Below are 17,518 nucleotides of genomic sequence, written 5' to 3'. Positions count from 1 at the left end.
CATTGAGTATAATTTTAACTTCTTACTTTTCATTCCTATTCCTTAAATAAAAAGCTCACTAAAAAAGTGAGCAACATTTCCAATGAGATACTTCTGTTGACGAGCGCGTCTCTCCGCCCCCTCATTGCCTTGCGAAGAGGCTTGGCGAATCGAAAGGAGGTGTTTTTTCCTGTTTTCAATTCTACTTATTTTTGTACATTTTTTTAATTTTATCAAACAAAAAAACGCAAGCCGAAGCCTGCAAAAAGTTTTTTTTATAACCATTTAATTTCTTTCACATCTGTTTTACGAACTTTAGCATATTTCTTAGCGCTTGTAAAATGTAGAGTAACCGGTTTAAACACTCCACTTTTATCTCTTCGTAAACCTAAAATTGCGGATCTTTTGTTTCTATCTTCAAAAAATATGACGTCCAACTTCATAGTGTTTTTAGATAAATCTTTGGCTAGGATACAACAACTTGTTATCTTAGAATAGAAGATATCACCGATAAAACTATACAAAGATATCCTTTCTATAACATCGTTGTACATGGGATTATTTTTATATTCTTCCAAAATAAAAACACCAGCTTGAATAGCAGGTATTGTTTGACTAGCATAATCTCGTGTGATTTTGTGCAAGCCAAATAAATGATGTAAATCAGTCAAGCAAAAATCTACTTCGAAAGTCTCTAAATACTTATAATTCGTTGATACTTGACATGTTTTTCCATCGAATTTCTCTTGATAATCTAAAATACAATCAAGTAATTTCAACGACAAACTCCATATTTTCTCAAAATAAAAAAAAGCACGGGGCAGTTCTCACTACTGCCCAAAGTGGATGATTAGAGTCGGCTTCTCTAACTCCCTATGTTGTGCTTATTAGGCTTATCGCAAGGGAACAGTTTTTAGCTCTGCCAAGCCACATAGCGTGCTTACTACTATGTGTCCATGTCTCCATGGATTGCCGAGCGGTTTAACGACGTTTTGGGAGTCGGGATAACGAGAAAAGTGATACTTTTACGTTTTTTCCAACTTAATTATGACATCTTTCTTTAAAAAAGTCAATATTTATCGCTTTCCTTAACGAAAAAAATCCCACAAGAACGAATCCTGTGGGGAGATACACATTTTAGAAAAGCTTTCCTTTATTCTACTATTTTTCTTGTATTTTATCATTCAGTATGATAAAATACAAGTTTTTTGATAAAACAACTAAAAACTACTCGCTATCCCCTCTCACATCACCCCACATATCGTTTGATATGCGACTGATAGTTCAGGAAAACTTCAAGGACAACTTTTCTCTCATCCCCTATGTAGGTCATCTCTACTCTTATAGGCTCAATTTGACACTTTTCTTCTTCGAATTGCTCATATACCTACTGAATAGTGAGTTCGATTTATCCAAATTTATTTTTGTCTATTTTGATGAACACTTCCACGAAGATAGTCTGAAAAAGAATCCGCCCCAAGTTTCCTTCTTTTTTTAATCATATTATTCCAAATATTATTCCCCTCTTGTTCAGTAATTAATTTTGCCTTAAAGGCTTCAACCAGTATATCTCCTGTTGTCATATGTTCTAAAGAAAATTCTTCTACATATGGTTGAACATCTCTTAGGTTATTACTTCCTAATATCCCATTATGCTTTTTCGCTAAGGAAATAGAAGCCGCTTCTCCCTTACCAATAACCTTGTTACTATCATGATTTCTTGTTAAATCTCTATATAATGCGTATTCCTCAGTTCCAATGTCTATGCTCACAATCTCAGCTGAACCCTTAGCTACCAACTGGTCTATCCTAGATTTTAAATGGGGAATTGTAGGTATATTGATTTCATCATACACCTCTTGTGGAATAACAATTTTACCCGAATAGAGCTTTTCTAAAAGATGTTCAGTGCCAACCCATAAAAATGCTGAAATACAATCTGTATCAATAAATACACGACTAGTCAAACGACAACTCCCCCTCTTCATCTAGCCCATATACAATATCATATCTGAAAGCATCTAGTAGCAGTTCCTCATACTTCCCTTGCGAAATTCTGTTATTTTCTAAAAGTTGTTCAGTCGATTTAATATAGTGTCCTAATACCATTTCCTTTTTACTTTCTGACAAAGGACGATATAAACTTGTATCATAGCCTAATCTTGAAGCTGTCTCTATAACACTAATATCCATATTTTTAATTTCTTCTGCGTCAAGGTATCCATCATTCCGCAATCTATATAACATAGCTTTATGACTGATACCATAAAACTGACCTAATTTTATAATATCTTCTACTTCAAGATGAGTTCTATTGGCATTTTCTCTGATTTCCTCAACCATCCTATACAGTGAAGATGGGGAAATTAAAAAATAAGAAGCAAACTGATCCGCTTTTCTTTCAGTTTCATCTCCTTCACCAATCAAGATAAGACTGACTGAACTCTTCTTCACCTCATCATAATAAAGATGATACAGTTCATGTGCTAAAGAAAATCTTTGTCTTCCTAATGACATGTCTGAATTGATTACAATGAGACTGGACTGAGTTCCTTTATAACAGACTCCGCTAATATTCTTTCCGAGTCCATAAAATACCAGCGTCAAATTTTCTATCTTTTGTACCAATTTAAAAATATCTATCGGCGCTTCACCATCAGCTCCCAACTTTTTTCTAAGATTTGAAGCTTTATTACTTAAATCCATTTTATCAATCATTTATTTTGTCTCCAATAGCTGATCTATCTCAAATTGATTCAATACAATTTTATTGATTTTCGCTAAAACTTTAAGATCTTGGTCTACTATTTTATTTTTTCTAAACGATATGACACACTGTTGTTCAGCTTGTTCGCCAAACAAAAGATATTCAACCGTACAGCAAAATAGAGCAGATAGTTTCTCAATAACATCCGACGTGATATTCCTTTCACCTTTTTCCATTTTGGCAATCATGCTTTGATTCAAAGACAAATATTCAGCAATCTTATCTTGAGTAAGATTTGAAGATATTCTAAGTTCTTTTATTCTTTTTCCAACATCACATACATTTATCATATTCATACACCTCTCATAAAAAGAATAGCACACTCTTGTCATAAAGTCAATTTTTTAAATAAAAAAATTATGACAAAACAAGGAAGCAATTTATTGATACTGCTTAAAAATCCAAAATTGATAATATTAAACCTATTTGATGAGTTCCTATCAAAAATCGTATCTTCAACCTCAAAACAGTACTTAAAGCTATCCGATTCGGTTTACATTGTCAAATTTAGATTTTATTTGAGCATAACTTTCTAGTTTGCTTTTTGATTTTTATTTAATATAGTAGCAAAAATTGAAGTAAATATCTCCACCAGAAAACGCATACTATTAAGGCTTTTCAAGACCTAATAATATGCGCTGTTCTGATTTGAAAGACATTCCATTATTATTTTACTGTTATCAAGCCTTCAGGCTCGACTGTAAATTCTGGTTTTTCTGCTATCGTACCATCTTCTTTAAGGTAATACCAGCCATCATTTGATTTGACAAAGGCATTGGAAACCATGTCCCCATTTTGACTATCAAGATAGTACCAAGTCTCCTTGTATTTGATCCAGCCTGTTTTCATAGCACCTTCTCCATCGAAATAGTACCACTTCTCAGCGATTTTCTTCCAGCCTGTAGCCATTTCGCCTGACTGATCAAACCAGTACCAGTTGCCGTCTATGTGCTTCTTCCAACGGTCTGCAAGCATATATCCTGAACCGTCAAAGTAATACCAAGTACCATTTACTTTCTCAAACTTATCTTTTGGATAAGAACCATCTGAGTGTACATACCAGGTGCCAGTATCGTTCTGTTGCCATCCTGCTTCAATCGTCAAGCCGTTTTCAACATCCTGCTTAAACTTCTCACGGCTAATACCCCATTTGGCAAGATAAGGATAGGGGTCAATGTGATCTGAGTTATTATCGGGTTGGTTATTGGTGCAGTATTCGTGTGTCTTGATACCTGCTAAATCAGCAGTATCAAGCGTTTTAGGTATCCCAGCCTCGTCTGCTAGATTGCGCAAGAGTTCGATATAGAGGCGATAGTCAATCAGAAACTCTTCTTTTGATTCATGACTTTCAATCAGTTCAACTTGTGCATAACCTTCTGCATTCCAACCGCCCCCAACGTCCCAGGCACCATTATCAACAGGTCCTACCTGCATAACACGACCATTACCGACTACGTGTGAAAAGAAGCCCAATTCAGGATCTTTTCTGTAATGGTAGTCAGCCTCATTTTGCACCGTTGAGTTACGGTTGCCTGTGGAATGGGCATGGACTTGCCTATATGGTTGCACGCCGACTTGAGGCAAATCTGTTCTTAATTTACTCACATCAATTTCCATATTCTACTCCTTATCGATTAAGACAACTCATTTTTTACAATACAGAATCAGAAACTCCTTTATTTATACCTTGCAAAGAAGACAATCTTAGTCACGATTAGGCTTGTAGGTAGAACTTTAAAACGCACTATTTTGACACTGTAAATAGGACTGGCAAGATCTGCATTCTATCTACAATAACACCCCAGACTAAAAAGCTTTTCAAAAGTATATTTTTACAGTCTCTATATGTCCTTTTCATAAATACTATACTTTATTATATCATATAAAAGAAGTCAAAAGTCTATTAAACTATTTTCAAGACCAAACTAAAGAGGAGAACTCAAGTTTTTTCGATTTTCACTAAAGGAAATAGATTTTATTCAGTAAATCAAGCTAGGATGACACTTTTGTTGCCAAGATGGTCTTGCCTTCTTTTATCAAGGGGTGACGGAAAAGCGAAAAGTACAGTTGTGTGGTCATGGCAACCCAGATAAGAGGTTCACAAAGGATAACACCCTTATATCCTGCCCAAGGAATAATCAAAACCACAAAAGCGATTTTCCCGATTAGTTCAATAAAGCTAGAAACTAGAGGAAGGATCTTTTGCCCCAAGCCCTGCAAGCAATTGCGATAAATCAACAAGAGGCTCAAAATGGGATAAAAGGATGAACTGATTTGCAAGTAGAGACTGCCATTTTCTATCAAGTAACCATCTGTCGAACTAGCCAAGAAGGAAACCAAGGCTGGACTGGCAAAAAAGAGGAAGACACAAACAAAAACTGCCCAGAACATACTCAAACGACTGCCGATTCGAAGACCTTGAACAATGCGGTCTGGTCGCTTAGCTCCTAGATTCTGAGAAGCAAAGGTCGTCATTGATGCAGAAATAGCGGTCATAGGAAGAAGGGCGAAGGCCATAATACGTCGAGCTGCCGTCTGGGCACTAATAATCACTGCACCAAAGGTATTAACAGAAGACTGTAAAATCACACTGCCGATAGATACAATTGAACTCATCAAGCCCATAGCCAAACCTTGCTCCAAGAGATCGGCGTATAAGGCCTTGTCCCATTTGAAATGCTTGCGCTGAGGCAAAAGTTCTGGCACACTCTTACGGATATAATAAAAGCAGAGAACCGCTGATAAGCCCTGCGAAATGATGGTGGCAAGGCCCGCAGATTGAACCCCCAGTTGCAGTTGCGTAATAAAATAGAGATCCAAAACCACATTGACCAAGGCAGAAAAAATCAAAAATCCAAGGGCAGCTAGACTGTCCCCAATAGACCGCAACAAGCCTGCAAAAAGATTATAAGCAAAGCTGACACCAACACAGGTCACAATCATAGAAATATATTGATAAGATTGATGAAGAATTTCTGCAGGAGTATCTAGGTACTGTAAAAGAGGATACAAACCAAGAAAGCCCAGCAACATCACTACAATACTCAAAAGAGCCCCTAAAATCCAGGTGGCTGCTACTGCTTCCTTGATTTTAGTGAAATTCCGAGCTCCATAATAACGGGCAATGACAATTCCCATGCCATTTCCAACACCAAGAGTAAAACCTACAATCAGGTCAAAAATCGCTGTTGTCGCCCCTACTGCAGCCAAGGAGTCTTGTCCAAGAAAACGTCCAACAATCAAGACATCAGCAGTGTTATAGAGCTGTTGAAAAATATTTGATAGCAAGATTGGGAAGGCGAAGCTTAAGAGCGAGGGAAGAATCGAACCATGAATCAGGTCCACTGTTCGTTTTTTATTCATAAGGCTATTATATCAGCTTTCTAGTGGAGCGACAAGAAACAGCAAACTATGCGTGAGCAGAAAACCAGAATAAGGAATCGAAAAAGTAGCGGATTTTCTCCACTACTTTAACAGCTTATTCTTCAATTTCGATTTCAAGTTCATCGCCTAGATCAAGGGTGACTTCTTCATTCACAGAATCTGCTTGAACTGCTTCATCTTTTTTGTTTTCAGTATCTTGTTCTGAAGCTTCTTCTCCATCAATCAAGCCAAATTTAGAACGGACTTGCTTATCAATTTCATCAAAGACTTCTGGGTGATCTGCCAAGTATTTCTTAGCATTTTCAGAACCTTGCCCGATTTTCTCATCCTTGTAAGAGTACCAAGCTCCTGCTTTTTTGATGATATCCAAATCACTTGCAATCTTCAAGAGTTCACCAGTCTTAGAAATTCCTTCTCCGTACATAATTTCAACTACGGCTTCCTTAAACGGTGGAGCTACCTTATTTTTTACAACCTTAATCTTAGTTTCTTTACCAACATTGGTTTCTTTTTGGTCACCAGTTCCCTTAATTTGTGTATTACCACGAACATCCAAACGCACTGAAGCATAGAATTTCAGAGCACGTCCACCAGGTGTTGTTTCTGGATTTCCAAACATCACTCCAACTTTTTCACGCAATTGGTTGATAAAGATGGCAATTGTTTTGGTTTTATTGATAGAAGCACCGAGCTTACGCATAGCCTGGCTCATCATACGAGCCTGCAAACCAACGTGACTATCTCCGATATCTCCATCAATTTCCGCACGAGGAACAAGGGCTGCAACTGAGTCGACCACGACAAGATCAACTGCACCTGAATCAATCAATTTTCCTGCAATCTCAAGACCTTGCTCTCCTGAGTCTGGTTGTGACAAGAGCAATTCGTCAATGTTGACACCAAGGGCCGCAGCATAAGCTGGGTCAAGGGCATGCTCCGCATCAATAAAGGCTGCAATCCCACCTTCTTTTTGCGCTTGCGCAACTGCATGAAGGGCAACCGTTGTCTTACCAGATGACTCTGGCCCATAGATTTCGATGATACGTCCCTTAGGATAACCACCTGAACCAAGGGCAATGTCAAGAGCCAAAGAACCTGAGCTCATCACTTGCACCTTTTGCTCCGCACGTTCACCCAAACGCATGATTGAACCCTTACCAAAGTCTTTCTCAATCAATTTAAGAGCGTCATTCAAGGCTTTTTCACGTTCTGCCCCGAATTTTTTTGAAATTTCATCTAATTTTTTTGGTTTTTTCGCCATTCTATTCTCCTACATTCTAATGGTTCTCAGACCCATCTACTATTATATCAAAAGTTAGTCACTTAATAAAGCCTTGCGAACTAGGTTAAAGGCATGCATAACCGCAATATGTCGTACATCTGCTCGACTTCTGCCTCCAATATTCACCTTGATAACCTCAGTTCCTTGCTCTTGAGCCAAGCCTATGAAGACTGTCCCAGCTGGGTGCCCTTCTAGGCTATCTGGTCCTGCCACTCCAGTCAAACTAATTCCAAAATCAGATTGGGTTTTGATTCGCGCCTGTTCAGCCATCTTCTGAGCTGTAAATTCAGACACCACACCGTGCTCTTCCAAATCCTTGGCAGGAATATCCAACATCTTTGATTTTTCCTCCAAGCTATAGGTCACAAAACCACCCTTAAATATGCTTGAAGCTCCTGAAAAATCCGCTACATTGGCTTGGAAAAGCCCTGCCGTCAAGCTCTCTGCAGCCGTGATGGTTTTTCCTTGCTTTTTCAGTTCTCCTACTACGATACTGGCCAAGCTGGACTCTTCCCCATAACCATAGCAAAGTTCTCGTAAAGAAAGGCCTTCAAAAGTTTGGCGATTCAAGATTTGGTTTTCTAAGATATCCAGCGCTTGATTCGCCTCTTCTTGACTGCTAGCCTTTGTTGACAGACGCAGAGTGACTTCTCCTGTCTTAGCATAGGGGGCCAAGGTCGGATCTGTCTGATTATCAATCAAATCAGCCAAAATCGTAACCAGCTGACTTTCTCCAATTCCAAAGAAACGAAGAACTCGGGAATACAGCTTGCTCCCTGTCATCAACTTAGGTAGAAGTTGGTTTAAAACCATAGGCTTCAATTCACTTGGTGGACCTGGAAGGACAACGTAGGTCACTCCATCTACTTCTAGTATTCCTCCCACAGCCAGCCCCGTTTCGTTTGGCAGTGGAGTCGCTCCTTCTACAATTTGGGCTTGTCTTTCGTTATTCGGTGTTCGGGCATAATCTGGTCGCTGGGCGAAAAAGACATCTAACTTCTCCTGAGCCTGAGGATCGAAGACTAATTCTTTCCCTAAAAATTTAGCTAGAGTTTGTTTGGTCAAATCGTCCTCAGTTGGTCCCAAACCGCCTGTCAAAATCACCAGACTGCTACGTTGACTGGCAATCTCAAGCAAAGCCAAGAGACGAGCTTCATTGTCTCCTACAGCCGTCTGAAAATATACGTCTACCCCAATCTCTGCTAGTTTTTCCGATAAAAACTGGGCATTGGTGTTGACAATCTGTCCTGTCAAAATCTCTGTTCCAACAGCAATGATTTCTGCTTTCATGTTTCCTCCTACCTATCTATTCGTATTTTTTTGAAAAAATCGCAGGAAATTTCCCACGATTGATTTTTTATTTGTATCAAAAGTTAATTCTCTTCATCACCAACAGGTGCTCTGCCAAATAAATCTTCAAATAAGACCGCATTGGTTTCAAGCTGAGTGACTTCTTCTTGTCCCAAAGAACGTCGGAGTAGATTTTGCATTTCCAACATATGTGCTCTCGAAACAATCTGGTAAGAAACACCTTGAAGCATCTCTCCTTCACCCTGCAACTGCTGAGTTTCAATGGTTTTAAATGAATCTTTATAGCCTAGCAAGTTAGGGATACTTTTTGCAGACAAATCAATATTGGTCTGCATATTGTCACTCAAAGCTTTTAGAATCTCTTGATAATGACCAACGCTATTTAAACTGAGGGCTTTTTCCATGACTTTTTGAATAACTTCACGTTGACGTTTTTGACGACCATAATCTCCCTCAGGATCTTGGTAACGCATTCGTGCATAGACTAGAGCTTCTTCTCCCCCAATATGTTGCTCCCCAACACCGATAGAAATGGTATTAAATTCTTCTTGGTCACTGATAGAAATGGGGAAACCTAGGGTATTATTGACTGTAATACCACCTACTGCATCCACTAGTTTTTGCAACCCTTTCATATTGACCATCACATAGCGATCAATGTGGATATTCATCATTTTTTGAATGGTTTCTATAGCAAGCTCTGCTCCACCATCTGCATATGCTGAATTCAGTTTCGCTTCATGAGCCTGACCATTCCCTGATTCAATGCGGGTCAGAATATCCCGCTCTAAACTCATCATCGTTGTTTTTTTCGTTTTAGGATTCACTGTCATCAAGATCATGCTATCACTTCTACCGACCCAAGTTTCAGTTCGTTCAGCATTTCCAGTATCAACCCCCATTAACAGAATGGTCAAAGGTTCAGTCGCTTCAATAACCTTGGTTTCTTCGCCGATTTTTTTATAGGTTTTAGCTAAGGTTTCTGTCCCTTGTTGATAAATAGTATAAGCAAAAATACCTGCTCCTACTACAGTTACAGAAAGTAAAGCTAGCACCATTCCAATAATTTTTTTAACCATATTTCTACTAATCGATCAGTTTACCCATCAAGTAAACATCGATAAATTTCCCTTCTTCTATATATGCCCCACGCTCTTGGCGACCTTCAATGACAAAGCCATGCTTTTGATAAAGATGAACTGCTGCTTGATTACGAGTTTGAACAGTCAGTTGGAGACGACGTAGAATGCCACTTGCTTGTGCCCACTCTATCGCTTCTTCTAGCAACAAACTTCCCAAGCCATTATTCCAATATCTTTTTCCAATCACAATGAAGAGATCTCCAATATGATGGACTCTCTTACGCTGGTCAGCTGTAATATTTACAATACCAGCAATTTTATCATTTAAAAATGCAAGTAAGGTTATCTGATTGTCCGAACTAGCTTGCTTATTGAGGAATATTTCCATCTCCTCACTGGTCAAGAGAATACCATCTCCGTCTAGGCTGGTAAAATCTGTCTCCAAACTTACACGATTTAAAAAGGCCACTAATTCAGCTGCATCTTTAGGCTCTGCTTCTCTAATGAGCAATTCATACTCCATGTTGAAGCTCCTCTAAGAGTTTTTCTGCACGCAAACCCTTTGCCTGAAAATTTAAACGACGTCCATCTGCTTCTTTTAGAATTTCCAATTCTAAATAAGTATCTGGCAAGGCATCTCCTAAGAGATTCCCCCACTCAATAACAGTCACGCCTCCACCAAAGAGAAATTCATCCAAGTCGATAGAATCCGCATCTCCTTCAATTCGATAAACATCTAGGTGATAAAGTGGCAGTCTGCCTTCATACTCTCTTACGATAGTATAGGTTGGACTTTTAATCATTTGAGAAATCTGTAAACCTTTAGCAAGTCCTTTAGTAAAGGTTGTTTTACCTGCACCCAGTTCTCCAGTTAAGATTAAAACATCATTCTTTTCTAATAGATGACCCAAACGCTCCCCTAAGGCTTGTAGCTCTTCTTCATTTTTTGTGTACATACTCTTATTATACCAAAAACTTTTCTGTTGTGTCTATTTTCCTACTAAACTTATACTCAATGAAAATCAAAGAGCAAACTAGGAAGCTCGCCGCAGGCTGCTCAAAACACTGTTGCAGATAGAGCTGACGTAGTTTGAAGAGATTTTCGAAGAGTATTACCATCATAACATCCATAAAAACAAGCTTTCTCTAAAAGAAAATGAGCGTAGCAATGACCAATACAAGATCTCGGAAAATATGACCATAAAAGGAAACTTCCTTTTTAACAGAATTTGGGACAAGATAGGCTGCAAAAAACAAACCCAGTCCAATATAAATCAGAAGTGAGACAATGGTCATTGGATTTCTTAAGAAGAGAAGTGTTGCTAAAATAGTCACCAACACCGTCTTTTTTCTGTCTAGCATAGCAAGCAAATCGCGCATGTATTTTTTTAAGGGTAAAAAAATCAACAAATCTAGCCCAAATAGAAAGAAAAAGGATGGCAATAAAAAGTCAACTAATTCTTGCTGTAGCGTATTTTTGATGAACAAGTTGTCTGACAAGACAAGAACAGCTCCTAACAAATTAATTAAGAGTAACATACTGTAAAAAAGCTTCACCGACTTCTTACTGGCTAGGACACTATGAACTTCTTGCTTACGAGTATAAAGATAATTTACTCCAGCACAGATTCCTGAAACGAAGACCATACTTCCAATAAAAAAAGCTGTACTTTGTTTAAAGGACAAGATGCATTCTTTCCATAGGAAACAGCTACTCAAACTGATTTGAATTAAAGCTAACAAAAATAAGATTCTCATTGATTTCATCTTTTCTCTCCCTTCCTACCAATCATTATACTAGGAGAAAAGAGAGAACTGTTTCTAATCTTCTCAAATGTCTTTTTAAGACGCTAAACAAACATGAGAGGCTAATACTCAATGAAAATCAAANNGCAGATAGAGCTGACGTGGTTTAAAAGAGATTTTCGAAGAATATAAATTGAAATAAGGCTGATAGTATTCATTTCACTATCAGCCTTACAGGTTATTTAACGTTTCAGAAAAACTATAATGTCAAGATTAACTAAACAGTATCTAATTCCTTCAAATAATTTTCTATCTTCATCAGCATTAAAGGATTGTTATAAATCTTGCACAGCTCTCTTGCTTCTATATAATAATTTTTGACTTGTTCTTTGTCTAGAAATTTGGCTCCAGCATTTCCTACAAGAATAAGTAGAGGAGCCAGTTGGTAGCTTGTCTGTCTTTGTTTACAGAGTTCAATCGTCTCAAGAGCTTCTTGGATGGCTTCATTATATTTTCCCTTTGATACTAGGTAGTGAGCGTAGTTGTAACGAACTCTGATGTAGCCAAATAAAAACTCTTGATGCTCAAAATTTTTTGTCTGATATAACTCCATTAAATGAGAGTAGTTTGCCTCATATTCTTGTTCACGACCCACTAAGGAATAGAAATTAGATAGAGTATTCAATGCCTTTAAATAAATCAGAGTATTTGAGGAGACTTTTAATAATATATTTTCCAATGAAGAAATAGCCTCACACTTACTGTCATATTGATAGAAGTCAATAATAGCTTTAATCCATTCAAGGTAAGTTCGGTCTTCTAGTGTTAGAAAAGTACTTCGTTCAATCTCTATTCTATAAATATATTCCAAATCGTCATAATTTCTATCATCTAATAGTCGAGCAGATAATTGCTTGAAATTAGAGAGGTTAGATTTAATTTCAATTTGTTCATTAAAAAAATAATCTAATGGCACTTCGAGTCGTTGGGAGAGTTTGAACAAAAGGTCTGCGGAGGGAATGAAATGCCCTCTCTCAATTTTACTAATCTGGCTTTGTTCACAAATTCCTTCTGCAAGAGTTTGTTGGGAGAGTCTCAACTCTTTTCTTTTCAATCTGAATTTCTCTGCGAGTGTATTCATTAAAGATAATAAACCTTCCTATTTGCTTAATTTCATTATAAAATTTTTAGTTCAAAATAGCAAGTTAAAGGAATAAATAATTCTTTACGGTAATAAACTGAAAAAAAAGTCAAAAATTACATAAAAATACTTGGCTAAATAAAATATATCTGTTAAAATAAGGATAACGAAAAAGAAAAGGGTTTCACGAATGAAAAAAATCGTGGAATTCAAAAATTAGCTATATTAGCATTACTAGGTGTTTTATGTTTAGTAATACAATTCCTTACCAATAGTTTATTAAGAAGAATAAACTATTGGAGATTCGAGTCCAATCACAAAAGAAGTCCAATGGTCTTGATGTTGGGAAGGCTGATTAGTTGATTAAATGATGAAAATACTATTAACTATATAGTATTTCTGTTTTATCTAACTTTTAATTAGAAAGAAGGGATTCCGATGTACTAGGGTTTGATTTGTTGATACTTCTAAAGGCAGTCATTGTTATTGTTAGATTTTAAGTGAAAGAAGTGAGGGCTTTACAATGAAGAAAAGCATAAAAAAAAATAATTACAACATCTTTACTTACACTGACTTTAGCTGGTGCAGGTGGTTCGATTGTTTCAGCTGCAACAGTTTGGTATAAAGGTACTGCAGTTTATTGGAATTATGGTCGTACTGCTGGTCTTTGGAGCTATTCAAATGTTCAGTCTAGTGTTTACGAACACTCAGCAACTGCTAACGGGTCATTCTCAGGCTGGCAATCACCTGGAATAGAAGAACATGTTTCTAAATTCATTGGAACTGTACAGCTGAATGTTACTGGAATTGTAGGTAAGTACTTATGACATACAAAAACATATTATTAGGTAAAATGAGATACTTAATCCTGTTTTTGATTACTATCCAGAGTGCCTTACTTGCTCTGGTGGCAATTTTTTTAGCAGGTTTACAGTATCAACAGTCATGGCAGAGTTATAATCATCATTCCGGGACCGTAACAGTTTATCTTCAGAAGTTAACAGAAGAGCAATCACAAGATGTATTTAATTATTTTTTAGAACAGAGTGACTTGTCCATATGGACAAAACGTTCTGAAAGTAGTGATACAGGAGAAGGTCTAAATAGGATTTATATAGACATCCTTGGTAGCTCTGCTGGTTTTTCAGATTTTGAAAGTACGGGTAAAATAGTAGTCTCACAACAACAATTTGCAGATTTATTATCTCATAGTGATAATAGTATGACTATTGGACTTGACAAAGGGTCAAATAATATGCTTTACGAGCTTCCAGATTTATTATTTAGCACACCTGTAGTCATTGAACGATTAGATTATACTTTCCAAAACACTAATACGATTAATGGGATATACCATATCAATGGTCTCCACGATGCTGTCTCAAGAGATAACTTTCTGTTACATCTTTCAAAGATGTCAGGTATTTCTGTTGAGGATTTGACAAAAGAAAGTTTTGGAAGTAGTACTGATCAGGGAATTTGGGGAATAATACTTGCTATCAGCATCTTAGTAAATGCCTTCATTTTACTGATTCTATTCTTAATCTGTGTTCTTCAATCCTTTAAACATTTCGGAACATTGATTCTTTTAGGATGGGATAGAAAAGAATTATGGTCTGCTTTTTTCAAAAATTCTCTACTATTTTCAATCTACATTATTCCAATTATCTCTTTATGTAGTTGGTTGTTGTCAGGCTGGTCTAGTTTTGGTTTATCATCGTTTATTCTAGTTTTTGCTGGAGTCAGCCTCTCAGTCTTGTTGCTACTATTGATATTCATTATTCCAACGATTATTGTTTATTCGGTTTCTCCATTAGCCGCAATTCATAAACGATTACCAATGAAGCCTTTAATGGTAACCTGCTTGTTATTCTATACCTTGGTAGCTGGTTTGTTAATCGCAGTCAGTTACTCTTTAGATGCTCCAATGAATCAGTTTATTGAGAATATGAAAGTATCTAGGGAGTGGAAGAATGTTGAAGATATGTACGTTATATCCAGCTTTGTTGAGGGAAATGATGTAGGTACATATGCAGGAACTACAAATTCCCTTGAGCGTAGTATGTATAACTTTTACCAGCGTATATCTGAGCTTCCAGGTGTCTATATTGCCCAAGGAAAATTTCTTAATCAGGAGTACCTTGATGCAGTCTATGGGACATACCAGCATGTCCCTAAAAAACCATTTTGGTATTTGAAATTCTCCTATAATTACCTGCAAGAGCTAGGTATTCCCCTAAGTGATGAAGAGTTGCTAGAGATGAGGAATGGTACTCGACTTTATCTTCTACCTAACACGCTCAATACAGAAGAACTTGAGGTGATGAAGGCGTATTTACAGGAAAGTGTCACTGTAAAACCGGGAGATTTACAAACTAATTTCACAGAAAATCAGAAATTTATGTTCAAGGTTTACCAACCGTATCGACCAATATTTACTTGGTCAGATTCCATTTCTTATGGTACAACTAGTGAGAATCCAGTTATTTTTGTCTCAACACCAGAGAATTTATATTTCATGGAGTCGGCAAACTTAGTTGTCAGTGGCTATAATGGTCTTTTGAAGATTCGTGATAGGGAAACGATGGAACAGGTAGTGTCCGTTTTAGAAACAGAATTTCCAGATTTAACGGATAATCGGTTGAGTTTTACAACTGTCAAGAACTTTATCAATGGTCTTCAAAAAGATCTGAGTTATACATTTTATCTTTTCGGCACGATTATAGCGATTATCATCATTACGATGATGGCTATTTTCTGGAGTTTTGTCTTAATGTACCGCTTGTTATTTGAAGAAAAATTGTATGTCCAATACTTTATGGGATTCTCACCATGGAAAAGATATATTGGTGTGCTTTCTCTCATTATTAGTTTTTCTGTGATGGAACTAATCGTTTCTATCTTGGTGGGTTCTAAGTTGGGAATAGTCATGACACTAGCTACATTTGCTTTTCAGATAATGCTTCTTTACTTCAGTTTGTTCCGTAAAGAAGGAGAGAGTATCATACAATCATTTAAGGAGTAATCTCATGTCTAGAATTTCAGTACAAAATGTATCAAAACAATTTGGTTCAAGAGAAATTTTCAAAGACTTAAGCTTTGATATTGAGGAAAATGAATTTGTAGCTTTAGTAGGACCTTCTGGTTCTGGAAAATCGACTATCCTCAATATGATTGGACTATTGGATACTGTTGACAGTGGTAAAATCCTAATCAACGGAAAAGTTTTGCCTAAGGTAAATTCGCAATCAGCAGTTCATTATCGAAGGAATGTCATCAACTATCTTTTTCAATCCAATGCACTCATTTCTACATCTAGTGTGAAAGATAACCTGATGCTTGCCATGACTTTTTCGAATTTCTCTAGACAGGAGAAAGAGCAGAGAATCAAGGAAACGCTAGAATTTGTTGGTCTACAAAATCGGTTAAATAGTAAAATCAATGAATTATCGGGAGGTGAACAGCAGAGAATTGCGATTGTGAGAGCTATTTTAAAGCCCGGAGATATTGTCCTAGCAGATGAACCAACCGGATCTTTAGATCCTGAAATGTCTCAAAAAGCATTCGATTTGATTCGAACTTTGAGAGATCAATTTGGTAAAACAATTTTGGTTGTTACGCATAACATGGAGCAAGCACGGCAATGTGATAGGATTATTTCACTGGAGTCAGTTCTTGTAAATTAACTCAACCATTATTAGCACTTGATACGGTTACTTCTGAACCCATTTCAAAAGAAAACTATCTTTATTCCATGTTATTTTGAGGAAGATATTGTGAAAGTCAAAAATGATGATGAAGTTGAGTGGGATTTGTTAGAATTTCAAAAATTTAGAGCATTTTTGGCTTAGTAATATGTGTTGAAGGCTCAAAATCTATGATAAAAAGTAGCTTTGAAAACGTATTGCCTCCAAAGATTTAGTTAAATAATGATTTAACACAAAAAGAAATTATTGAAGTTCTGGAAAGATGTTGTTTCAGTATTGAAATCATCGAGAAAAAGTGGGAAAAACTTGCGATTTTCACAGAGAAAGGAAGAAAAAGTATAGAAATATAGTCAATTGAAACAAGAACAGAACAAAAGAGCCCTTTGTGCCATATTTTTCTCCTTTCGCTTTACAATTGGCTTGAACACCTTTTATTGTATCGTGCTCGGAGTTTTTTGTATAACCTTCGACGCGCACCCGCATAGCGGGTATTTTTTTGTCTCGCACCTAACGGAGCGAGACGAACTAATAGTCACTTAATCAAAAAACGCACCATATCAAAAACTAAAAAGTTTGATATCATGCGTCATGTCTTAAACTAATTGACTATACTTTCTATTCAAATGAGCTTTTAACCAATTGATTGAGCCAATCCACTCTTAAAACCAAAGAGCAATTTCTCGCTTAGCTGACTCTTCTGAATCTGAACCATGTACAACATTTTGGATAACCTCATTTTCTCCAGCAGCTTTTGCAAAATCACCTCGAATAGTTCCTGGTAAAGCTTCTTCTGGACGAGTCGCACCCATCATAGTCCGCCAAGTTTCGATTACTTTGGGACCAGAAATGATACCTACAAGAACCGGTCCTGAAGTCATAAATTCACGAATCGGCGGGTAAAAACTTTGACCAACCAAGTCCTGATAGTGCTGGTCAATCAACTCTTCTGAAACCTGTGAACGCAACTCCAATTTTTCGATTGTAAATCCACGTTGTTCGATGCGTTTCAACACCTCACCCACTAGTCCTCTTTTTACACCATCTGGTTTAATGATAAAAAATGTTTGTTCCATACCCGTCTCCTTTGTCAGCTTCTTTCTTTTATACTCTTCGAAAATC

The 17,518-nt window shown here is 37.0% G+C and carries 15 protein-coding genes and 2 pseudogenes; 3 read left to right on the top strand and 14 right to left on the bottom strand.

Features of this window, described 5'->3' with window-relative positions; translation table 11 throughout:
- Positions 1-254: 254 nt before the first annotated feature.
- From HT714_RS09405 to HT714_RS09345, 13 genes and pseudogenes are all read right to left on the bottom strand, one after another.
- Positions 255-758, bottom strand: a complete 504-nt coding sequence (locus HT714_RS09405; RefSeq protein ID WP_173251833.1) for a PBECR4 domain-containing protein — start codon at positions 756-758, stop codon at positions 255-257.
- Between the two features lie 765 nt (positions 759-1,523).
- Positions 1,524-1,946, bottom strand: a pseudogene (locus HT714_RS09400) (hypothetical protein); the annotation flags it as partial.
- Entirely contained in the window at positions 1,939-2,685 is a 747-nt protein-coding gene (locus HT714_RS09395; RefSeq protein ID WP_306291438.1) for an ImmA/IrrE family metallo-endopeptidase, read from the bottom strand. The gene HT714_RS09395 and the pseudogene HT714_RS09400, both read right to left, overlap by 8 nt.
- A 12-nt stretch (positions 2,686-2,697) precedes the next feature.
- Positions 2,698-3,042 (bottom strand): helix-turn-helix transcriptional regulator, encoded by a 345-nt coding sequence (locus tag HT714_RS09900; protein ID WP_001056000.1) that lies wholly within the window; start codon positions 3,040-3,042, stop codon positions 2,698-2,700.
- Between the two features lie 370 nt (positions 3,043-3,412).
- A complete protein-coding gene (locus tag HT714_RS09385; RefSeq protein WP_173225241.1) occupies positions 3,413-4,363 on the bottom strand; it encodes an N-acetylmuramoyl-L-alanine amidase family protein in 951 nt (316 codons plus the stop codon).
- 375 nt (positions 4,364-4,738) lie between these two features.
- Positions 4,739-6,109 (bottom strand): MATE family efflux transporter, encoded by a 1,371-nt coding sequence (locus HT714_RS09380; RefSeq protein WP_173225235.1) that lies wholly within the window; start codon positions 6,107-6,109, stop codon positions 4,739-4,741.
- Positions 6,110-6,224: 115 nt separating this feature from the next.
- The gene (gene recA, locus HT714_RS09375; RefSeq protein ID WP_173225232.1) at positions 6,225-7,391 is read right to left on the bottom strand and encodes a recombinase RecA; all 1,167 of its coding nucleotides are present in this window, start codon (positions 7,389-7,391) and stop codon (positions 6,225-6,227) included.
- A gap of 54 nt (positions 7,392-7,445) precedes the next feature.
- On the bottom strand, positions 7,446-8,702 hold the full coding sequence (locus HT714_RS09370) for a competence/damage-inducible protein A (RefSeq protein WP_173225229.1): 1,257 nt from the start codon (positions 8,700-8,702) through the stop codon (positions 7,446-7,448).
- 83 nt (positions 8,703-8,785) lie between these two features.
- Positions 8,786-9,802 (bottom strand): LCP family protein, encoded by a 1,017-nt coding sequence (locus HT714_RS09365; protein WP_173225226.1) that lies wholly within the window; start codon positions 9,800-9,802, stop codon positions 8,786-8,788.
- Between the two features lie 7 nt (positions 9,803-9,809).
- Positions 9,810-10,328, bottom strand: a complete 519-nt coding sequence (locus tag HT714_RS09360) for a GNAT family N-acetyltransferase (RefSeq protein WP_173225223.1) — start codon at positions 10,326-10,328, stop codon at positions 9,810-9,812.
- Positions 10,318-10,761, bottom strand: a complete 444-nt coding sequence (tsaE, locus tag HT714_RS09355) for a tRNA (adenosine(37)-N6)-threonylcarbamoyltransferase complex ATPase subunit type 1 TsaE (RefSeq protein WP_000288238.1) — start codon at positions 10,759-10,761, stop codon at positions 10,318-10,320. The genes HT714_RS09360 and tsaE overlap by 11 nt, the downstream gene beginning before the upstream one ends.
- 190 nt (positions 10,762-10,951) lie before the next feature.
- The gene (locus tag HT714_RS09350; protein WP_050989826.1) at positions 10,952-11,572 is read right to left on the bottom strand and encodes a hypothetical protein; all 621 of its coding nucleotides are present in this window, start codon (positions 11,570-11,572) and stop codon (positions 10,952-10,954) included.
- A 256-nt stretch (positions 11,573-11,828) separates the two neighbouring features.
- Positions 11,829-12,692 carry a helix-turn-helix transcriptional regulator gene (locus HT714_RS09345; protein WP_173225220.1) on the bottom strand — a complete coding sequence of 288 codons (864 nt, stop codon included), beginning with the start codon at positions 12,690-12,692 and terminating at the stop codon, positions 11,829-11,831.
- A 207-nt stretch (positions 12,693-12,899) separates the two neighbouring features.
- On the opposite strand from HT714_RS09345, the pseudogene HT714_RS09895 reads away from it, so the two are divergent.
- The 3 genes and pseudogenes from HT714_RS09895 to HT714_RS09335 all read left to right on the top strand — a co-directional run bounded on the left by HT714_RS09895 (position 12,900) and on the right by HT714_RS09335 (position 16,378).
- A pseudogene (locus tag HT714_RS09895) lies at positions 12,900-13,051 on the top strand (PhrA family quorum-sensing system peptide).
- A gap of 464 nt (positions 13,052-13,515) precedes the next feature.
- Positions 13,516-15,717, top strand: coding sequence for an ABC transporter permease (locus HT714_RS09340; RefSeq protein ID WP_173225217.1), 2,202 nt, complete (start codon positions 13,516-13,518; stop codon positions 15,715-15,717).
- 4 nt (positions 15,718-15,721) lie between these two features.
- The gene (locus tag HT714_RS09335) at positions 15,722-16,378 is read left to right on the top strand and encodes an ATP-binding cassette domain-containing protein (protein WP_033685029.1); all 657 of its coding nucleotides are present in this window, start codon (positions 15,722-15,724) and stop codon (positions 16,376-16,378) included.
- 680 nt (positions 16,379-17,058) lie between these two features.
- Here the strand turns inward: HT714_RS09335 and ndk are convergent.
- The gene (ndk, locus tag HT714_RS09330; RefSeq protein WP_061115000.1) at positions 17,059-17,472 is read right to left on the bottom strand and encodes a nucleoside-diphosphate kinase; all 414 of its coding nucleotides are present in this window, start codon (positions 17,470-17,472) and stop codon (positions 17,059-17,061) included.
- Between the last annotated feature and the right edge of the window lie 46 nt (positions 17,473-17,518).

Source organism: Streptococcus sp. 3705, from assembly GCF_013277145.1.
Classification (GTDB): Bacteria; Bacillota; Bacilli; order Lactobacillales; family Streptococcaceae; genus Streptococcus.
This window is presented reverse-complemented; position numbering and strand designations above follow the sequence as displayed.

Excerpts from the sequence above, each read along its gene's own strand:
- HT714_RS09395 (WP_306291438.1), bottom strand. The coding sequence starts at position 2,685 with ATGGATTTAAGTAATAAAGCTTCAAATCTTAGAAAAAAGTTGGGAGCT.
- HT714_RS09900 (WP_001056000.1), bottom strand. The coding sequence starts at position 3,042 with ATGAATATGATAAATGTATGTGATGTTGGAAAAAGAATAAAAGAACTT.
- HT714_RS09385 (WP_173225241.1), bottom strand. The coding sequence starts at position 4,363 with ATGGAAATTGATGTGAGTAAATTAAGAACAGATTTGCCTCAAGTCGGC.
- HT714_RS09380 (WP_173225235.1), bottom strand. The coding sequence starts at position 6,109 with ATGAATAAAAAACGAACAGTGGACCTGATTCATGGTTCGATTCTTCCC.
- recA (WP_173225232.1), bottom strand. The coding sequence starts at position 7,391 with ATGGCGAAAAAACCAAAAAAATTAGATGAAATTTCAAAAAAATTCGGG.
- HT714_RS09370 (WP_173225229.1), bottom strand. The coding sequence starts at position 8,702 with ATGAAAGCAGAAATCATTGCTGTTGGAACAGAGATTTTGACAGGACAG.
- HT714_RS09365 (WP_173225226.1), bottom strand. The coding sequence starts at position 9,802 with ATGGTTAAAAAAATTATTGGAATGGTGCTAGCTTTACTTTCTGTAACT.
- HT714_RS09360 (WP_173225223.1), bottom strand. The coding sequence starts at position 10,328 with ATGGAGTATGAATTGCTCATTAGAGAAGCAGAGCCTAAAGATGCAGCT.
- tsaE (WP_000288238.1), bottom strand. The coding sequence starts at position 10,761 with ATGTACACAAAAAATGAAGAAGAGCTACAAGCCTTAGGGGAGCGTTTG.
- HT714_RS09350 (WP_050989826.1), bottom strand. The coding sequence starts at position 11,572 with ATGAAATCAATGAGAATCTTATTTTTGTTAGCTTTAATTCAAATCAGT.
- HT714_RS09345 (WP_173225220.1), bottom strand. The coding sequence starts at position 12,692 with ATGAATACACTCGCAGAGAAATTCAGATTGAAAAGAAAAGAGTTGAGA.
- HT714_RS09340 (WP_173225217.1), top strand. The coding sequence starts at position 13,516 with ATGACATACAAAAACATATTATTAGGTAAAATGAGATACTTAATCCTG.
- HT714_RS09335 (WP_033685029.1), top strand. The coding sequence starts at position 15,722 with ATGTCTAGAATTTCAGTACAAAATGTATCAAAACAATTTGGTTCAAGA.
- ndk (WP_061115000.1), bottom strand. The coding sequence starts at position 17,472 with ATGGAACAAACATTTTTTATCATTAAACCAGATGGTGTAAAAAGAGGA.